Source organism: Streptomyces sp. MCA2, assembly GCF_023544705.1.
In the GTDB taxonomy this organism is placed as follows: domain Bacteria; phylum Actinomycetota; class Actinomycetes; order Streptomycetales; family Streptomycetaceae; genus Streptomyces; species Streptomyces decoyicus.
This window is the reverse complement of sequence record NZ_JAMJFM010000013.1, coordinates 150,206-167,037: the sequence shown is the minus strand read 5'-3', so window position 1 is coordinate 167,037 and position 16,832 is coordinate 150,206. Positions and strand designations below refer to the sequence as shown.

Annotated in this window: 10 protein-coding genes; 8 read left to right on the top strand and 2 right to left on the bottom strand. The window is 71.8% G+C overall.

Going from position 1 to position 16,832, the window contains the following annotated elements; all coding sequences use genetic code 11:
- Positions 1–116: 116 nt before the first annotated feature.
- A complete protein-coding gene (locus M8I34_RS13770) occupies positions 117–1,196 on the top strand; it encodes a rod shape-determining protein (protein ID WP_244414725.1) in 1,080 nt (359 codons plus the stop codon).
- 391 nt (positions 1,197–1,587) lie between these two features.
- Positions 1,588–2,667 (top strand): alpha/beta fold hydrolase, encoded by a 1,080-nt coding sequence (locus M8I34_RS13765; RefSeq protein WP_250049738.1) that lies wholly within the window; start codon positions 1,588–1,590, stop codon positions 2,665–2,667.
- On the opposite strand, the gene M8I34_RS13760 is transcribed toward M8I34_RS13765, so the two are convergent.
- Entirely contained in the window at positions 2,664–3,458 is a 795-nt protein-coding gene (locus tag M8I34_RS13760; protein ID WP_250049737.1) for a TetR/AcrR family transcriptional regulator, read from the bottom strand. The two genes, M8I34_RS13765 and M8I34_RS13760, sit on opposite strands and share 4 nt — an antisense overlap.
- A gap of 95 nt (positions 3,459–3,553) precedes the next feature.
- On the opposite strand from M8I34_RS13760, the gene M8I34_RS13755 reads away from it, so the two are divergent.
- Together M8I34_RS13755 and M8I34_RS13750 are read left to right on the top strand one after the other, a co-directional pair.
- Entirely contained in the window at positions 3,554–4,909 is a 1,356-nt protein-coding gene (locus M8I34_RS13755) for an FAD-dependent monooxygenase (RefSeq protein ID WP_250049736.1), read from the top strand.
- Positions 4,910–5,282: 373 nt separating this feature from the next.
- Positions 5,283–6,101, top strand: a complete 819-nt coding sequence (locus tag M8I34_RS13750; RefSeq protein WP_250049735.1) for an IPT/TIG domain-containing protein — start codon at positions 5,283–5,285, stop codon at positions 6,099–6,101.
- Between the two features lie 101 nt (positions 6,102–6,202).
- Here M8I34_RS13750 and M8I34_RS13745 read toward each other — a convergent pair whose 3' ends face one another.
- Positions 6,203–7,252 carry a tyrosine-type recombinase/integrase gene (locus M8I34_RS13745; protein WP_250049734.1) on the bottom strand — a complete coding sequence of 350 codons (1,050 nt, stop codon included), beginning with the start codon at positions 7,250–7,252 and terminating at the stop codon, positions 6,203–6,205.
- Positions 7,253–8,090: 838 nt separating this feature from the next.
- Here M8I34_RS13745 and M8I34_RS13740 point away from each other — a divergent pair.
- The 4 genes from M8I34_RS13740 (at position 8,091) to M8I34_RS13725 (ending at position 16,734) form a co-directional block, all read left to right on the top strand.
- Positions 8,091–8,564 carry a hypothetical protein gene (locus tag M8I34_RS13740; RefSeq protein WP_250049733.1) on the top strand — a complete coding sequence of 158 codons (474 nt, stop codon included), beginning with the start codon at positions 8,091–8,093 and terminating at the stop codon, positions 8,562–8,564.
- 172 nt (positions 8,565–8,736) lie between these two features.
- Positions 8,737–8,943 (top strand): DUF5988 family protein, encoded by a 207-nt coding sequence (locus M8I34_RS13735; protein WP_250049732.1) that lies wholly within the window; start codon positions 8,737–8,739, stop codon positions 8,941–8,943.
- A gap of 130 nt (positions 8,944–9,073) precedes the next feature.
- A complete protein-coding gene (locus tag M8I34_RS13730) occupies positions 9,074–10,357 on the top strand; it encodes a beta-ketoacyl synthase N-terminal-like domain-containing protein (protein WP_250049731.1) in 1,284 nt (427 codons plus the stop codon).
- A gap of 35 nt (positions 10,358–10,392) precedes the next feature.
- On the top strand, positions 10,393–16,734 hold the full coding sequence (locus M8I34_RS13725) for a type I polyketide synthase (protein ID WP_250049730.1): 6,342 nt from the start codon (positions 10,393–10,395) through the stop codon (positions 16,732–16,734).
- Positions 16,735–16,832: the final 98 nt, after the last annotated feature.

Sequence of the window (16,832 nt, the reverse complement as noted above, 5' to 3'; positions counted from 1 at the left end):
CCCCTCAGTAGTCTTATCAATTGCCCGCAATGAACGCCATTGCTCGCCCATGGGGTTGTCTGCGGCGCAATGCCCCCAGGATCCCCGTCCGTCGCGAGAGAGCACACGAACCCCCCATGGCGTCCAGCACTTCGTCCGGAACGTACGACATAGGCATCGACCTCGGCACGGCCAACACCCTGGTCTACGCCCGCGGCAAGGGCGTGGTGCTGAACGAGCCGTCCGTCGTCGCGGTCAACGCCGCGGGCGAGGTGATCGCCGTGGGCGCGGAGGCCAAGCGAACCATCGGCCGTACGCCGTCCGGGATCACCGCGATGCGTCCCCTGCGGGAGGGCGTCATCGCCGACTTCGACGCCGCCGAGCAGATGCTCCGCGCCCTGATGAAGAAGGCCCTGCCCAGCCGCCGTTTCTCCCGGCCACGGGTGGTCATCTGCGTCCCCTCCGGCATCACGGGCGTCGAACGACGTGCGGTCATCGATTCCGCCCGGGGTGCCGGCGCCCGCGAAGTGCACCTCATCGAGGAGCCGATGGCCGCCGCGATCGGCGCGGGCCTGCCCGTGGACGAGCCGGTCGGCTGCATGGTGGTGGACATCGGCGGCGGCACCACCGAGGTCGCCGTCGTCTCCATGGGCGGCCTGGTCACCGCCCAGTCCGTACGGGTCGCCGGTGACGCCCTCGACGCCGCCGTCAGCGCCTACATCAAGAAGAAGCATGCCCTGGACATCGGGGAACGCACCGCCGAGGACATCAAGATCGCGATCGGCTCGGCGGTCTGGACCCCGGTCGACGTCGACGAGGACGGCATGCCGGAGCGCCCGTCCACCTACACGGTCCGCGGCCGCGACCACGTCAACGGCCTGCCCCGCATCCAGGAGATCACCGAGGAGGAGATCCGCGAGGCACTGGCCGAACCCGTCGAGGCGATCGTCCGCGCCGTCCACCGCACCCTCGACGACTGCCCCCCGGAGCTCTCCGGCGACATCGTCGAGCGCGGTATCGCCCTCACCGGCGGCGGCGCCCTGCTCCGCGGCCTGGACCGCCGGTTGCGCCAGGAGATGGGCGTCCCCGTGATGGTCGCCGACGATCCCCTGGACTGCGTGGTCAACGGCACCGCCAAGTGCGTCGACGAATTCGCCACCCTGCACGGCCTGCTGACGGGCGCGAAGGAGCAACCGCGGCGGACGGTGCGGTTGTAGGGCCTGTCGTGTGGATCAGGCCCTAGGGGGTGTCTTTCCGATCTCCGTGGATCAGCCTGCGGCGTCTGGTGCCGTGCATCGCAAGGCGGAGGATCGTCCCCGTACTGGGCGTACGGGGATGATCCGACAACGCGGCGAGGTGCGGTGCCTGGGGGCACCTCCCAGCGTTAGCTGGGGGAGCGTCGCAGGCCCACGGAGATCGGGGAGACACCCCCTAGGGGGCGGGGCCCGGGTGCCCCGGTGGCGTTTGCCGTCCCGGCAAGAATCCTCGCGCGTGCGGTGACGGCGCCGCCATGATCGTGGGGGAGCGGTCAAGGGGACCGTGGGTCGGCCGACTGCCGGCCCGCGCCCTTCCGCTGCCGCCCGCACGCCGGACTCCCCAGGAGGATGCATGCCGCCGCCCGCCAAGACGCCGTCCACGCCGCCCGCTTCCCCGCCCGGCCCGGCACCGCACCCGCCGTCCGGTCCGCTGCCGGAGGCGGTCGCTCGCTCGGTGGAGGTCCCCGGTGGCCGTATCCACCTCGTGGAGCAGGGCAGCGGCCCCCTCGTCCTGATGGTCCACGGCTTCCCCGAGTCCTGGTACTCCTGGCGCCACCAGCTCCCCGCGCTCGCAGCCGCGGGCTACCGGGCGGTCGCCATCGACGTACGGGGCTACGGGCGTTCCTCGAAACCCCGTGACGTGGCGGCCTACCGGATGCTGGCCCATGTCGCCGACAACGTGGCGGTGGTACGTGCCCTCGGCGAGGAGAGCGCGATCATCGCCGGCCACGACTGGGGATCGCCCATCGCCGCCCACTCGGCGCTGCTGCGGCCCGACCTCTTCACGGCCGTGGCGCTGCTGAGCGTGCCGTACGCGCCCCGCGGGGGACTCCGGCCCAGCGACGCCTTCGCGGGGCTCGGCGGCGCCGGGGAGTTCTACGTCAGCTACTTCCAGGAGCCGGGCCGCGCGGAGTCGGAGATCGAACCCGATGTCCGGGGCTGGCTCGCGGGCTTCTACGCCATGGCCTCGGGCGATGCCGAGGCCCGAGCCGACCGGGACCACATCAGCCAGTTCTCGGTCCCCCCGGGCGGAAAACTCTCCGACCGATTCCCGGCCGGCCTCCCCCGGCCCCTGCCCTGGCTCACCGACGCCGATCTCGGCTTCTACGCGGGCGAGTTCGAGCGCACCGGCCTGACCGGCGCACTGAACCGCTACCGCAACGTCGACCGGGACTGGGAAGACCTCGCCGCCTGGGACGGTGCCCGGCTCACCCAGCCGTCCCTCTTCATCGGCGGCGAACACGACGCCACCACCCACTGGATGGCCGACGCCATCAAGGCGTTCCCCCACACCCTCCCCGGCCTGTCCTCCTCCCACCTCCTCGAAGGCTGCGGCCACTGGGTCCAACAGGAACGCCCCGAGGAGGTCAACCAACTCCTCGTCGACTGGCTGCGGTCCCTGCCTGCGCGGTCGGTGGACTCGACGCGCTAGCCGATGCCCCGGCCCCTGGCCATATAGGCCGCCAGGCCGTCCAGGATCCGCTCCAGGCCGAACTCCCCTGCCTGGTTCCGGGAGGTGTGGTCGGCATCGGTGGCGGCGACGGCCGCGGCGACCGCCGGAAAGCGGTCGGCGCGGCCGGCCAGCAGTTCGTTCAGCGCCGCGCTCATGACCTGTTCGGGCTCCTTGGCCCGCCTGCTGCCCAGCCCCATCGAGGCCGACACCTGGGCGATGGACCGGATGTGACCGTGCACCACGACCACGGCGTCGAGCCGTTCTCCGCCGGTCAGCCCGGTGTCCGCGAGCGCGGCGAGGGCGCGCTCGGTCCAGCCGAGTTCGTTGGGGCCCAGCACGCGTGGCCCGACGGCCGCGCCCAGCATCCAGGGATGCCGGTGGTAGACCGCCGCAAGCGCCTCGGCCCAGGCCCGCAGCGCCGCCCGCCACCGCCCGCTGTCGCCCTGGGCGGGGGAGCCGGGGGATTCGGGGGAGGGCGCGCCCGGCGGTTCCCCCATCGCCATGTCGATCATCAGCGCGACCAGCTCGCTCTTCCCCGGCACATAGCGGTACAAGGACATCTTGGTGAAGTCCAGTTCGCCCGCGACCCGTTGCATGGAGACCGCCCCGAGCCCGCCGGTGTCGGCGAGGGCGATGGCCGTACGCGTGATCCGCTCCAGGCTCAGCGCCGGCTTGGGGCCGCGGCTGGGCCGCTCGCGCCCGCCCCACAGCAGCTCGACACTGCCGGCCTGATCCCCGAACACGCTGCGTTTTCCGTCATCTCCAGCCACCTCCGCATCCTAAAACTGTGTCCGGGGTACACAGAACAGTGTCCATCGGATACAGTTTCTTTTGTCAGTGCGACGGATCGACGGGGGAGCGTGCGATGACGTACGAAACGACAACGGGGCGCGAGGGTACGGACGGGCCCGGCCGGGCGCGGGGGCGGCGAACGACACCACCGCAACGGACCGTTCTGATCTCCGGCGCCAGCGTGGCCGGCCCGGCTCTGGCCTACTGGCTCGGCCGCTACGGCTTCCGGTCCACGGTGATCGAGGTGGCTCCCGCCCTGCGCGGCGGCGGCTTCGCGGTCGACTTCCGCGGGGCGGCGCAGCTGACGGTCCTCAAACGCATGGGCGTCCTGGCCGACATCACCAGCCACAGCACGGGCGGCGGCACCCCTTTGACCTTCATCGACGGCCAGGGCCGCCCCATCGCCGCGCTGCCCGCGGAATTCGCGGGCGGCGAGGTCGAAATCCTCCGCTCCGACCTGTCCCGCATCCTCCACCGGCACAGCCTGAGTCCGCTCGACCCCTCGCACACCCTGGGCAACCCACCCGAGTACCTCTTCGGCGACTCCGTCTCCTCCCTCACGCAGACCACCGACGGCGTTCAGGTCACCTTCGAACGGGGCGCGTCGCGCACCTTCGACCTCGTGATCGGCGCCGACGGCCTGCACTCCACCGTGCGCCGGCTCGCCTTCGGCTCCGAGACGGATTTCGTCCGCCACCTCGGCTACTACGTCGCCGCCTGGGACCTGCCCGAAGGCGCCGGGGACCTCGGTGCCCGCCCGGTCGGCTACGGCGAGCCCGGCCGCCTGGCCACCGTCGGCCGCACCCACCGCCGCACCGAAGAGCCGGGCTACACAGGCGAATCCTTCTGCGTCTTCGCCTCCGAGGAAGAGCTCCTCCACGACCGGCGCGACCTCCGGCCGCAGAAGCAGGCGATAGCCCGGGCCTACGCGGGCGCCGGCTGGCGGACACCGGAACTCATCGACACACTCGGGGCCGTCGGCGACCTCTACTTCGACTCCATCAGCCGCGTCGATGTGCCGCATTGGTCCACGGGCCGCATCGCGCTCCTCGGTGACGCCGCCTACGGCGCCACGGTCGGCGGTATGGGCACCGGCGCGGCCATCATCGGCGCCTATGTCCTCGCCGGCGAGCTGGCTCTCGCCGAAGGCGACCACCGGACGGCCTTCGCCCGCTATGAACACGCACTCCGCCCGTATGTGACCCGGTGCCAGGAAGGCGGCCGCGGGGCCGGGGAGTTCCTGGCCCCGGTCACCCAGGAGGCCATGGACGCCCGCAACGCCGCTCTGAACACCCCGGCCGCCGTCGCCGCCATGCTGCAACAGGGCCACGACATCTCCGCGGCCATCACGCCGGAGGACTACCCGTCACTGGTCGCCGCCGCGGCCACCGCCCCGGCCAACGGGGGGAGTCCGATACGGACAGGGTGACGGCAGGAGCGGGCCCGGCGCCGCAGGGGTGGTGAGATTGCCGGTCTTCGCGCTGCGCCGTATGGGTGTTCCGGCGTCAACGCGATTGTCCGGCGCCCCCTCTTCTGGGTTACTGGTGGTGCCTGGTCGGTGGGCCGTCCATCCCCCTCGGGTTTCAGCAGTCGGCCCACCCTCCAGCCCTCTTCGCTGTGGGGCCTGAAAGACGGCCGGCAGCGCGACGGCCCTTGCACCGCCACGGTGTGAGCCGGCCACTGTGCGCCGTCTGTGCCGTCCTCCCGTACGTCCGGCTGCTGCCAGTGCTCGGGTCCCGGTTCGTGAGCCACCTCTGTCACGAGCGGGCCGAGCAACGAGCTCACACAGCAGGAGGACCTCCATGTCCACACCCACACTTCAACCGGCTCTGCCTGCCCTCCCCTTGCCTTTCGGGCCCGTCCTGCTCGGCGCGCTGCCGGGCTCGGGGCCGACCGCGGGCGGCAACACCGTGCAGCTCTTCGGGCTCGGCCTGGCCGGCGCCACCAGTGTCCTCTTCGGAGGCACCTCGGCGACCATCGTCGGGCAGGACCCGCTGGGGCTGACCGTCACGGTGCTGGCTCCGGCGCATGCCGCCGGCGCCGTACAGGTCACCGTCACCACCAGTAGCGGTACCAGCAACCCGGCGACGTATGTCTACGTCGTCGCGGGCGCGCCGACCGCCGCGGTCATCACGCCCTCGTCGGGGCCGGTCGCGGGGGGCACCTCGTTCCTCATCGTCGGGGCGAGCCTTCAGAACGCCACCGTCACCTTCGGGGCCGGTGCGGCCACCGTTCTGGGCACGGACCCCACGGGCACCGTCCTGGTCGGTGTCACCCCCGCAGGCCCCCCCGCGGGAGGCAACGTCCCGGTCACCGTGACGACCCCGAGCGGCACCACGACCGTCCCCGGCGGATACACCTACCTCCCGCCGGCACCGACGGTCACGGGAACGGTGACGCCGGCCACGGCGGCAGCGGGAGCCACGTTCACCATCGTCGGGACCAACCTCTCCGGGGCGAGCGTGCTCTTCGGGGCCGCGCCCGCCACCGGCGTGGTGGTCAACGGCACCGGAACCTCCCTGACCGGGGTCGTTCCGCCGGGAACGAGCGGGTCGACGGTGCAGGTGACCGTCCAGACCGCGGGCGGCAGCGCCAACGCCGGGTCGTTCACCTACCTGTGACCGCCCGCCCCACCGGATGACGGCCCGGGTCCCGGCCGAGGGCCGGCGGTCGCGGACGACCCGTCCGGGCCGGTCCGGACCCGTCCGGGAACGCGGTGCCGTCACTCCGCAGGGGAACGCCGGAAAGCGGCTCGGCCCCCGCCCGTCATACGGGCGGGGGCCGAACTCGCCGGTGGCTCCCCAGGGCTCGCTGCGGACCGCAGAGGTCCGTCAGGGGGCAGGTACCGCCGGGCGTCCTGCGGAGGGCGCCCGGCGGCGCCGCACAGCAAGGGCAACGGAAGCCCCGCGTCCGCCATCCAGGTCAGTCCGGTGTGGCGCAGATCCTGCCGCCGGAGGTACTCGTGACCGAGTTCGGCCACCACGTCGTCCCAGCGGGTCGAGTCCCGCAGCACCGCCGCGGTGAACCGGCTCCGGCGCGGGCCGGTGAACAGCCGCGCCACGGGGGTGTGACGCGCCGCCTCCAGCCGCCCGGCCGCCAGTTCCCGTACGGCGGGGCGCAGCGGCACGACCCGCTGGTGTCGGCCTCTACAGGCGCGGTCGTCCAGGCCCTCCGGCTCGGACACGGTGAAGCGCTGGACCTGCCAGGTCCAGGTGCTCATATCGATGTCCTGGGCCTGGAGGGCGGACACTTCGCTGAAACGGGTACCGGTCCAGGCGGCGAACCGGACGATGTCGCCCCACCCCTCATAGCCGTCCGACGACCGCTGGACGAGCGTGGCCGCCAGCCGCTCCAGCGCCTCCGCGTCCGGCAGGGCCAGCTCCCTCGGAGTGGTGCGCTCGCTCTGCGCCCGCTGGTACTCCTGCTGCCAGCCGGCCACCCGGGCCGGATTGGCGTCCAGCACGCCGTCGCGCACGGCCTGTTCCAGGACCCGGACGAGGACGGCAAGGCTGTTCTTCACCGTCGACAGCCCGCATTCGTCGGCGATCCAGCAGTGCAGGGCACGGTTGACGACGCGGCGGGTGACCTGTTGGACGGGGACCTGCCCGATGCTGGGAACGACGCGCAGACGCCACCCGGCCAGGTAGGGGGACATGGTCAGGGGTTCCAGGCCGTGCATCGCTGCCGGCCACCTCCGTTCCCCGTAGTCGGCGAGTGTCATCGTGGGGGTGTCGGTCTCCTGCGGAAACCGCCCCCCGGCGTTATGGTTCATTATCGAATCACCCTTGTCTGCTGAGGAGTTATTCGGTCGGCCGCTACTGATGGCGTGATTCGCTCTTGAGCGTGAAAGTGGCGTCGAGGAATCGTGATGACTTCATGTCCGTGGACGGTGTGGTGAACTGCGGGCCGCGGCGAAGAGCGCTTTGGCGTGCTGTCCGTCGCGGAGGGGAACAACAGCCGGCCAAGGTCAACAAAAGGGCCGGTCTCTGAGGCGAGGTCGGGCCGTTCCGGAGCCTCCCGCGACTCCGGCGCCGGTACGGGAGAATGGTGTACGTATCGCCAACTGAGTTATGGCGGCAGGCAGTTGTGCATGCGGCGTGAAGGTTGCCGATGCCGCAGCGACTTCCGGTGTCCGGGCGCGACCGGCCCGAGACCGCCGCCTATTGACAGCACGTCGGTTGTCGCCGTGTTCCACACACAAGAATGACAAGCGGCGAGCTTGCTCCTGCACACGGTTCTCCTGCGTGACCGAGCGGCAGCAGTGAGCAATCAAACGCTTCATCAGTCATGTGTCGAATAAAGGCATCTCCTCAGGCCATTGCGCAAGTTGGTACGAGTTTGTTCTTTTCGCGCTGCTCCGAACGGGTGGCCTTATCGGTTGACTGTTGTAGCCCGGCGAGCCGCATGGATAACTAGTCGCATCCAACCGGTGGGCCGCCCATCCTCTCCGGGGAGCGGCACCTGGCCTACCCGTTGGCCCGGCTCAGCGCCTGGTTGCGGTCAGACCGAGATGCCGTATGGGCGTCCCCGGTAGAGGGTTTTGGATCCGTCAGCCGGTGCCGATACGTCGGCACCGGCTGATCGGCCCCCACATTCGGTCAGGGGGCTTCATGCGAACCATTTCCATCATTCGCTGGGTCAACGGTCTACGCGCCTTGACCTCGGGCCTCACCGTGACAGCACCGGCACCTGCCCGGTCCGGCGGTGACACGACCCTCACGACCCCGGTTTCCGGCGAGGAAGCGACGCTCGCCACCACGGTCGCCATGGCACACGCAGCCGGCAACGGCACGTGGACGCCGGTACCGTTCCGCAACTCCCTCCGCCTGGCGCCGTACGACGACGGAAGCACGGCCTCCGCAGGGCTCCCGGACCGCACCACGACGGTCTCCCCGGCCGAGCTGCCTGCCGCCGCCTCCCACGGCCCTGCGATGACCCCCCACTCCACTGCCGCGGCCGGGCTGTGCCGGACCCGCGGCAACGGCCTTGCCGCCGGCGACGGCAGCGTTCCGGCGGCCGCCGCCGACGGCTCCGGTCCGTTCGCCGGCCAGGCCGCCGGTCATGGTGGCCGGCCGGTCGTCTGAGACCGGCCGGGCCACCGTTCCGTCAACCCCCCGGGCCGAGCGGGCCCGCTCCCCGCAGTCGGCCGGGCCCGGCCCCGGTAATCGCCTCCGCCATGACGTGCCCCGGGTTCCCCCGACCGCACATCTGAAGCCTGCCCCCCACAACCACTGCGACAGAACACCGGAGGACGGCATGCCGAAAAGAAGAATGGTGATCCTCGTCGACGGGCCGGAAGGTACTGCCCTGCCGCAGCATGCGCGCGACAACGCGGGAGATCCGATAAGGATCCTGCGGGGCAACGGGTACGAGCGTTTCGAATTCTACGGCGAATACGCGGAGTTGGGCGGAGAGCCGGTGCCCGTGTACCGCTGGTACTACCGCACAAGGATCGCCGAATAGGTGCTGTGCGTCCCGGAGAAGAAAGCGATGCGCAGAGGAGAACGATCATGTTGAACCTGCTGAGGAACGGAGTCCTGTCGTGAACCGAGAAGCTGGTAAAGATGAGAACGGAAGTGACGGCCGGAATGTTGTGGTGACCGGTGTCGGATTCTGTCTGCCCGGTCGCACCGAGCCGGTCTTCACGGCCGACGACATGTGGGACGTCGTCTCCAACGGCCAATCCTGCCTCAAGCGTGACGAGGTCTACTACGGCTCGGTCGAGCTCACCCAGGAGATGTTCGACGAACGCCTCCCGGACGTCCCGCCGTTCTTCTCCCGGCATTACACCGCGGCACACCGTTTCGGCCTGGTGTCGATGGCGGAGGCCACCACCGATGCCGGGCTGACTTTCTGCGGCGGTGCGCTGAGCGAAGCCGCGATTCTGGTCGGACGCGGAGGTGTGGACTCCAATGTCGAAAGTTATCTTTCGGTGCTGGGTGCCGACCCCGGAAAGACCTCCGCACCGGAAGCCATGGAGTTGTTCGTCGCGGCCCAACAAGCCGTGACACCCTCCGATGTCGCACTCGTGCAGGGGGCGCTGACCCAGTCCAACGGCCCCTGCTACACCGTCTCGTGCGGCTGCGCCTCGTCCGCCGTGCAGATCGGCAACGCCCGGCGGATGATCGCCCACGGCGAGGTCGATATCGCGGTCGTGACCGGGGTCGACGTCTTCAACGTCCATCTCATCCAGAACATCCAACGGCTGCTGGGCGGCGCACAGCAGACCTACGACGCCCTCCGCACGACCGACATGCCGGAACTGCTGCCGTCCTTCACCTCCCTCATGCGGCCCTACGACCGCCGGGCGGACTGCATCAACCACGGCGAGGGCGCGGCGACGGTGATCATGGAGAGCCGGGAGCACGCCGCCCGGCGCGGTGCCCACGTCTACGGCCAGGTGCTGTCCACCGCCATGACCCGTGACGGGCTGGCCAACCCCCTCGCCTGCGACGACACCGGCGCGGAACTCGTCACCGCCGTCCGCCGCTGCCTCGGCGACCGGTGGCGGATCAGCGATGTGCCGTACGTCCACGGCGGCAGCGACGGCAATGTCGTCGTCACCGCCTTCGAGGCGAACGCCATCAAGGAGCTGTACGGGGCCGACAACGACCTGCTGATGACGTCCCAGGAAGGCTGCTTCGGCCACAACGGCGCCCCGGCCGGCTGCCTGGGCGTCGCCATGACGCTGATGATGATGGAGCGAGGGCAGGTCTGCCCCACCGCCAACTGCGAGCAGCCGGCCGACGGGCTGCCCTTCGACCCGGTCCCCGGCGTGCGGCCCCGGCCGCTCGACTTCGACTACGCGCTGAGCTTCAACTACCAGGTCGGCGGCGTGAAGAACGCCATTCTCCTCGGCAGTCCGGAAGCCGTGTGACCACGGGCAGATCACCTCCCACGTACGGAGTCCCGATGAGCAACGACATGCACGGCTCGACAGCCGAGACATCACCCACCCACGAGACGGAGCAGATCGCCGTGATCGGCATGGGGTGCCGCCTCCCCGGCGACACCGATTCGCCCGCGGCCCTGTGGCACCTGCTGGTCGAGGAGCGGGACGCGGTGGGCGAACTGCCCGCGGAGCGCCGGAGCCTCGTCCCCGAGGATTCCCCGGGGCCGGGGAGCAGAGCCCCGACCCCGCGTCAGGGCGGCTTCCTGCGCGAGGTGACGGGCTTTGACGCCGCCTTCTTCGGCGTCGCGGGCCGCGAGGCCGACGTCCTGGACCCGCAGCACCGTCTGCTGCTGGAAGTCACCTGGGAGGCCCTGGAACACGCCGGCCTGCCACCGGACCGGATGAACGGCACCTCGACGGCCGTCTTCGCCGGGATCAGCTACAGCGACTACATGGACCGCCTGGCCGGGCAGCCACAGGAACTGGAAGGGTCGATCCTGACCAACGGCCACTGCGTGGCCGCCGGCCGGATCTCCTATCTGCTCGGCCTCCAGGGACCGTGTGTGGCGCTGGACACCGCCTGCTCCTCCTCGCTGGTGGCCGTGCACATGGCGCGTCAGGCGCTGAGCGCCGGCGAGTGCGACCTCGCGCTCGCCGGCGGCGTCACCCTGAGCTTCCAGCCGCGCGTCACCCGGTCCTTCGCCAGGATGGGCATGCTGTCGGCCGCCGGCCGCTGCCGGACCTTCGACGCCGACGCCGACGGGTTCGTCCGGGGCGAAGGCTGTGGCGTCGTGGTGCTCAAACGTCTCCGCGACGCCGTACGGGACGGTGACCGGGTCCTGGCGGTGCTGCGCGGCTCGGCCACCAACCAGGACGGTTCGTCCGAAGGGCTGGCGGCACCGTCGGTGACCGCCCAGACCGCCCTGTATCTGGAGGCCCTCGCCCGGTCCGGCGTCGATCCGCGGGACGTGGGCATGGTGGAGACCCACGGCACGGGCACCCCGGTGGGGGACCCGATCGAGTTCGCCAGCCTCGCCGAGGTCTACGGCCACGGTCCCGGCCGCTGCGCCCTGACGTCGGTGAAGACCAACGTGGGGCATCTGGAACCGGCCGCCGGAGTCACCGGACTGATCAAGAGCGTGCTGTGCCTGCAACGCGGCACCATCCCGGCGAACCTGCACTTCCGCCGCTGGAATCCGGCCATCTCCGCGGCGGGCACCCGCTTCTTCGTCCCCACCGAGCTGTCCGCCTGGCCCCTGCGGACGCCCACCCGGCTGGCCGCCGTGTCCTCCTTCGGCTTCTCGGGGACCAACGCCCACGTCGTACTGGAACAGGCCCCGGAACGCCCGGCCGTCCGGCACCAGGGCTCGGGGCGGCCGGCCCAGGGGGCGTCCGAGGTGTTCCTCGTGTCGGCCGGCTCGCCCGACGTCCTGCCGGACGCGGCCACCCGGCTCGCGGACTGGATGGAGGGCGACGGCGCGAACGTGCCGCTGCGCGACCTCGCGCACACCCTGGCGCTCCGGCGCTGCGCGGGGCACGGACGGCTGGGCGTGGTCACCTCCACCCGCCGCGAACTCATCGGCTCCCTGCGGTCCTTCGCGTCCGGACAGCGGCACCCGGCGGTCGTGACCGGCGCGGTGGGCGCCGCCGTGGAGCGGCAGCCGGTGTGGGTGTTCTCCGGCCAGGGCTCCCAGTGGCCCGGCATGGGGCGCGGGCTGCTGAAGACCGAACCGGCGTTTCTCGACGCGCTGACCGAGGTCGACGAACTCATCAGGGCGCAGAGCGAGGTCGCTGTGCTCGACGTGGTGCGGCACGGCCGTCCCGTCCACGGGTGCGGCACGGTGCAGCCGGTCCTGTTCGCCCTCCAGATCGCCCTCGCCGCCACCTGGCGCTCCTACGGCGTCGAACCCGCCGCGGTGATCGGCCACTCCATGGGCGAGGTCGCGGCGGCGGTGGTGGCCGGCGCGCTGACCCTGGCGGACGGGGTCCGGGTGATCTGCCGGCGCTCCGGACTGCTGAGCGATATCGCCGGCTCCGGCAGCATGCTGAGCGTCGGTCTGGACGCCGCCACGGTGCGGGCGGAACTCGCGGACAGCGCGGCCGACACCGTGTCGGTCGCCGTCCTCTCCGCGCCCGACTCCACCGTCGTGGCCGGCCGGACCACGGAGGTGAGCCGGCTGGCCGCCGCCTGGGAGGCCCGGAAGATCCCGGTGTTCCCGATCGCCGTGGACGTCGCCTCGCACTGCCCGCTGGTGGACCCGGTGCTGCCGGCCCTGCGGTCGGCCCTGGCCGGTCTCGACCCCCGGTCGCCCAAGGTGCCGTTCTACTCGACGGTCGTCGAAGCCGGTGAGACGCCGGCCTTCGACGCCGACTACTGGTGCGACAACCTGCGCCGCCCGGTCCGTTTCGCCGAGGCGGTCGCGGCCGCCGCGGCCGACCGGCATGTCGTCTATACCGAGGTCTCGCCGCACCCCGTGGTCACCCACTCCGTCGAACGGAGCCTGGCCGGTCTCGTCGCGGAACCCGTCGTACTGCCGACCCTGCGCCGCGAGGAGGACGAGCAGGCCACCTTCCGCACCCAGCTCGCCGCGCTGCACTGCGCCGCCGTACCGGTGGACTGGCGTCAGCTCTACGGCGAGGGCAGCCTCGTGGACGCCCCCACCGTCACCTTCGACCGCCGCCACCACTGGGCCGACGCCGCCCCGCCCACGGACGCCCCCCACGCGCCCCGGGCCCCGCTGCCCGGCCATCACACCGAATTCCCCGGCGAACCCGTACGGCACTGCTGGCGCGCCGAAACCGGCACCGAGGCGCTGCCCTGGCTCGGGGACCACCGGGTGCACGGCAACGCGGTCTTCCCCGGCGCGGCACACTGCGGCCTGGCGCTCTCCGCCGCCTGCGAGACCTTCGGCGCGGCACCGGACGAGGTGGAGATCACCGACGTCCATTTCCGCCAACTGCTGCGGCTGGACCCGGAGACCGAGGTGTCCACCACTGTCACGATGACGGCACCGGACCGGGCACGGTGCGAGATCCTCGCCCGCAACGAGGACGGCGCGTGGGAGGTGCAGGCCGACGCGGTGCTGCACCGGCTGAGCGTGCGGCCCGAACTACGGCCGAGATCCGTCGACGCCATGAGCCTGCGCCACCCGGTGTCCCTGGAGCCGGACGCGCTCTACGACAGCCTGCGCCGGCGCGGCCTGGAGCACGGCCCGGCGTTCACCGGTGTCCTCGAACTGCACACCGGCCGCCACAACGACAGCTTCTGGGCCAGGGTCGGGGTGCCGCCCCAGGCCTGCACCCCGCCGCCCGGCCTGCCGGTCCACCCCGTCCTCCTCGACGTCTGCGCCCAGCTCGCCGTGGCGCCCCTGATCGACGAGGACGACCCGGCACTGGTGCTGCCGGTGAGCATGCAGGCGGTGCGCATCGCCGGCGATCCCGCGAGCGGCGTGTACTGCCACGCGCATGTCAGCGAGATCACCCCGCAGGCCATCGTGGCCAATGTGCGCCTCCTGGACGACAGCGGCGCCGTGGTCCTCGTCGTCAACGGTCTGCGCTTCGCACGGCGGGCCGTGCGCGAGACCCCGAAGGTCGACGACTGGCTCCTCGACATCGGCTGGCAGTCCGCACCCCGTGCGGCCCCGGACGGGGGCCACGCACCGGGCAGCTGGGTCATCGTGGGCGAAGCGGACGGCTCGGCCCAGGCGTTGGCCGCCGCACTGCGGGCCCGCTGCGCCCGCACGGTGGTCTGGGACCGCCCGCTCGACGACACCTCGCTCGGCGCGTTCCGCGACGCTCTCACCGGACGGCTGGCCGCCACCCTCGAAACCCCGCGCGGGGTGGTGCTGGTCTGCGGCCGCGCCGAGGGCGGGGAGCCGACCGTGCAGTCCTTGTGGCGCACCCGCCGGCTGCTCGGCGCCCTCCAGTCGATCACCGAGGCCACCGCGTCGCCCCGCCTGTACGTCGTCACCCGCGGCGCCCGCAGCGTGCTGCCGGACGACGAGGTCGACCTCGGCCAGAGCGCGGTGCGCGGACTGCTGCGGGTCGGCGCGCTCGAACACCCCGAAATGCGGCCGGTGCTGGTGGACGCCGACCCGCACGACGCCGATCCCGAGGAAGTGGCCCTGGAACTGCTCGCGGACACGGACGACGACGAGGTGGCCCTGCGTGCGGGCAGCCGGCACGTCGCCCGCCTGGAACATGCCGTGCCGGACGGCGGGGAGGACCTGGCCGCCACCCCGTGCACGGTGCGCTACGGGGTCGACGGCTTCCGGCTGCGCGCGGGCCGGCTGGGCGATCTGTCGAGCCTGGAGTACGCCGCCACCGGCCGCCGCACTCCGGCGCCCGGCGAGGTCGAGGTGCGGGTCACCGCGACCGGCCTGAACTTCCGCGATGTGCTCACGGCCATGGGCCTGCTCCCCGGCGACACGGACGTCCGCTACCGCATCGGATTCGAATGCTCCGGTGTGGTGAGCGCGGTCGGCGCCGGGGTGGAGCGGCTCCAGGTCGGGGACGAGGTGATCGCCGTCGATCTGCGGGGCGGCGCCTTCGGCTCCTTCCTCACGCTCCCGGCCGGCGCGGTCGCCCCCATCCCGTTCGGCATCGAACCGGTGGCCGCGGCCGGCCTGCCGATCGCCTTCCTGACGGCCTGGTACGCGCTGCGCTCGGTCGCCCGGCTCGCCGCCGGGGAACGCGTACTGATCCACTCGGCCACCGGCGGCACCGGTCTGGCGGCGATCGCGGTGGCCCGGCTGCTGGGCGCCGAGGTGCTGGCCACGGCCGGCAGCGAGGACAAACGCCGCTTCCTGCGGGGCATGGGCATCCGCCATGTGATGGATTCCCGCACCCTGGAATTCGGCGAAGGCACCCGCGAGGCGACGAACGGCGAGGGCGTCGATGTCGTCCTCAACTCCCTGTCCGGAGCGGCCATCCGCACGGGCCTGGAGACGCTGCGCCCCTTCGGCCGCTTCGTGGAGCTGGGGGTGCGCGACATCATGGCGGACGCTCCGCTGGGCATGCTGCCGCTGCGGCACAACGTCACCCTGAGCACCGTCGACCTCATCGAGCTGCACCAGAACCGTCCCGACACCTTCGACTCGGTGTGGAAGGACGTGCTCGGCGCCTTCGAGGAGGGCCGGCTCAAGCCCCTGCACTGCACGGAGTATCCGCTGCCGCAGGCCACCACGGCCTTCCGCACCATGGCGGCCGCCGACCACATCGGCAAGCTGGTGCTGACCGTGCCCGACGCGGGCGACGCCCCCGCGGTGCTGCCCGAAAGGGACATGCCCGTGGAGGAGGGCGGCGCCTATATCGTCACCGGCGGCCTGCGCGGCCTGGGCCTGGCCACCGCGACCTGGCTCGCGGCACACGGCGCCGGCCACGTGGTGCTCAACGGCCGTAGTGCCCCGACCCCCGAGGTCGCCCGGACGCTCGCCACGGTGATCGGCCGGACCGCCAAGGTGTCGGTGGTCCTGGGCGACATCGCCGATCCGGATGTCGCCCAGCGGCTGGTGTCCACGGCGGTGACCGAGGGATTCCCGCTGCGCGGGGTGGTGCACTGCGCGATGGTGCTGGACGACGCCGTGATCACCAACGTCAACGACGACCAGCTGGAACGGGTCTGGATGCCCAAGGTCGTCGGCGCCTGGCATCTCCACCACGCCACGGAGGGGCACACACTGGACTGGTTCGCGGCGTTCTCCTCGATGGCCTCGCTGCTGGGCAACCCCGGCCAGGGCGCCTATGCGGCGGCGAACTCCTGGCTCGACGGGTTCGCGGCCTGGCGCTCCGGACAGGGGCTGCCCACCGTGGCGGTCAACTGGGGGCCCTGGGGCGAGATCGGGGTCGCCACCGACTTCAGCCGCCGCGGATACCGCACCATTCCCACGGACCACGGCCTGGCGGCGCTGCGGACGCTGCTGGCCCACCGGCGGGTGCAGACCGGGGTGCTTCCCGGCCCGCCGGACACCTGGGTTCCGCCGGCGGGCCGTCACCTCCCGTTCTTCAGCCAGGTCACCGGGGACGCCCCGCCGGAGGCTGCGGCGCCGCCGCCCGAGGACACCGACGACATCCGTGCCCGGCTCACCGCGCTGCCTCCCGGCCTGGCCAGAAGGGCGGCACTGGAAGAGCATCTGGCGGGGCACGTCCGTGACGTCCTGCGGCTGGGGGAGAGTTCCCTCGACCCGCAGACGCCGCTGAAGTCGCTGGGCTTCGACTCCCTGCTGGCCATGGAGCTGCGCGTCCGCATCGACCGCTCGTTCGCCATCTCCCTGCCGAGAAACTTCGTCTGGGAACACCCGACCCTCGCCGCTCTCGCCGCCGGTATCGCCCAGCATCTGGGCCTGGAGCTGACGGCGAGCTGACCTGATCTGTCAGATCCTCGGGGATCGCACACGCCCGGCGGGCTCCCCGGCCCGCCGGGCGTCGCCCTGTCCGCCCTCGCCTCTCCCGCAACGGACCC

What these genes read in the sequence shown, in the direction of transcription:
- M8I34_RS13735 (WP_250049732.1), top strand. Translation starts at nt 8,737, where the DNA reads ATGCCGAAAAGAAGAATGGTGATCCTCGTCGACGGGCCGGAAGGTACT.
- M8I34_RS13740 (WP_250049733.1), top strand. Translation starts at nt 8,091, where the DNA reads ATGCGAACCATTTCCATCATTCGCTGGGTCAACGGTCTACGCGCCTTG.
- M8I34_RS13745 (WP_250049734.1), bottom strand. Translation starts at nt 7,252, where the DNA reads ATGAACCATAACGCCGGGGGGCGGTTTCCGCAGGAGACCGACACCCCC.
- M8I34_RS13765 (WP_250049738.1), top strand. Translation starts at nt 1,588, where the DNA reads ATGCCGCCGCCCGCCAAGACGCCGTCCACGCCGCCCGCTTCCCCGCCC.
- M8I34_RS13755 (WP_250049736.1), top strand. Translation starts at nt 3,554, where the DNA reads ATGACGTACGAAACGACAACGGGGCGCGAGGGTACGGACGGGCCCGGC.
- M8I34_RS13770 (WP_244414725.1), top strand. Translation starts at nt 117, where the DNA reads ATGGCGTCCAGCACTTCGTCCGGAACGTACGACATAGGCATCGACCTC.
- M8I34_RS13725 (WP_250049730.1), top strand. Translation starts at nt 10,393, where the DNA reads ATGAGCAACGACATGCACGGCTCGACAGCCGAGACATCACCCACCCAC.
- M8I34_RS13750 (WP_250049735.1), top strand. Translation starts at nt 5,283, where the DNA reads ATGTCCACACCCACACTTCAACCGGCTCTGCCTGCCCTCCCCTTGCCT.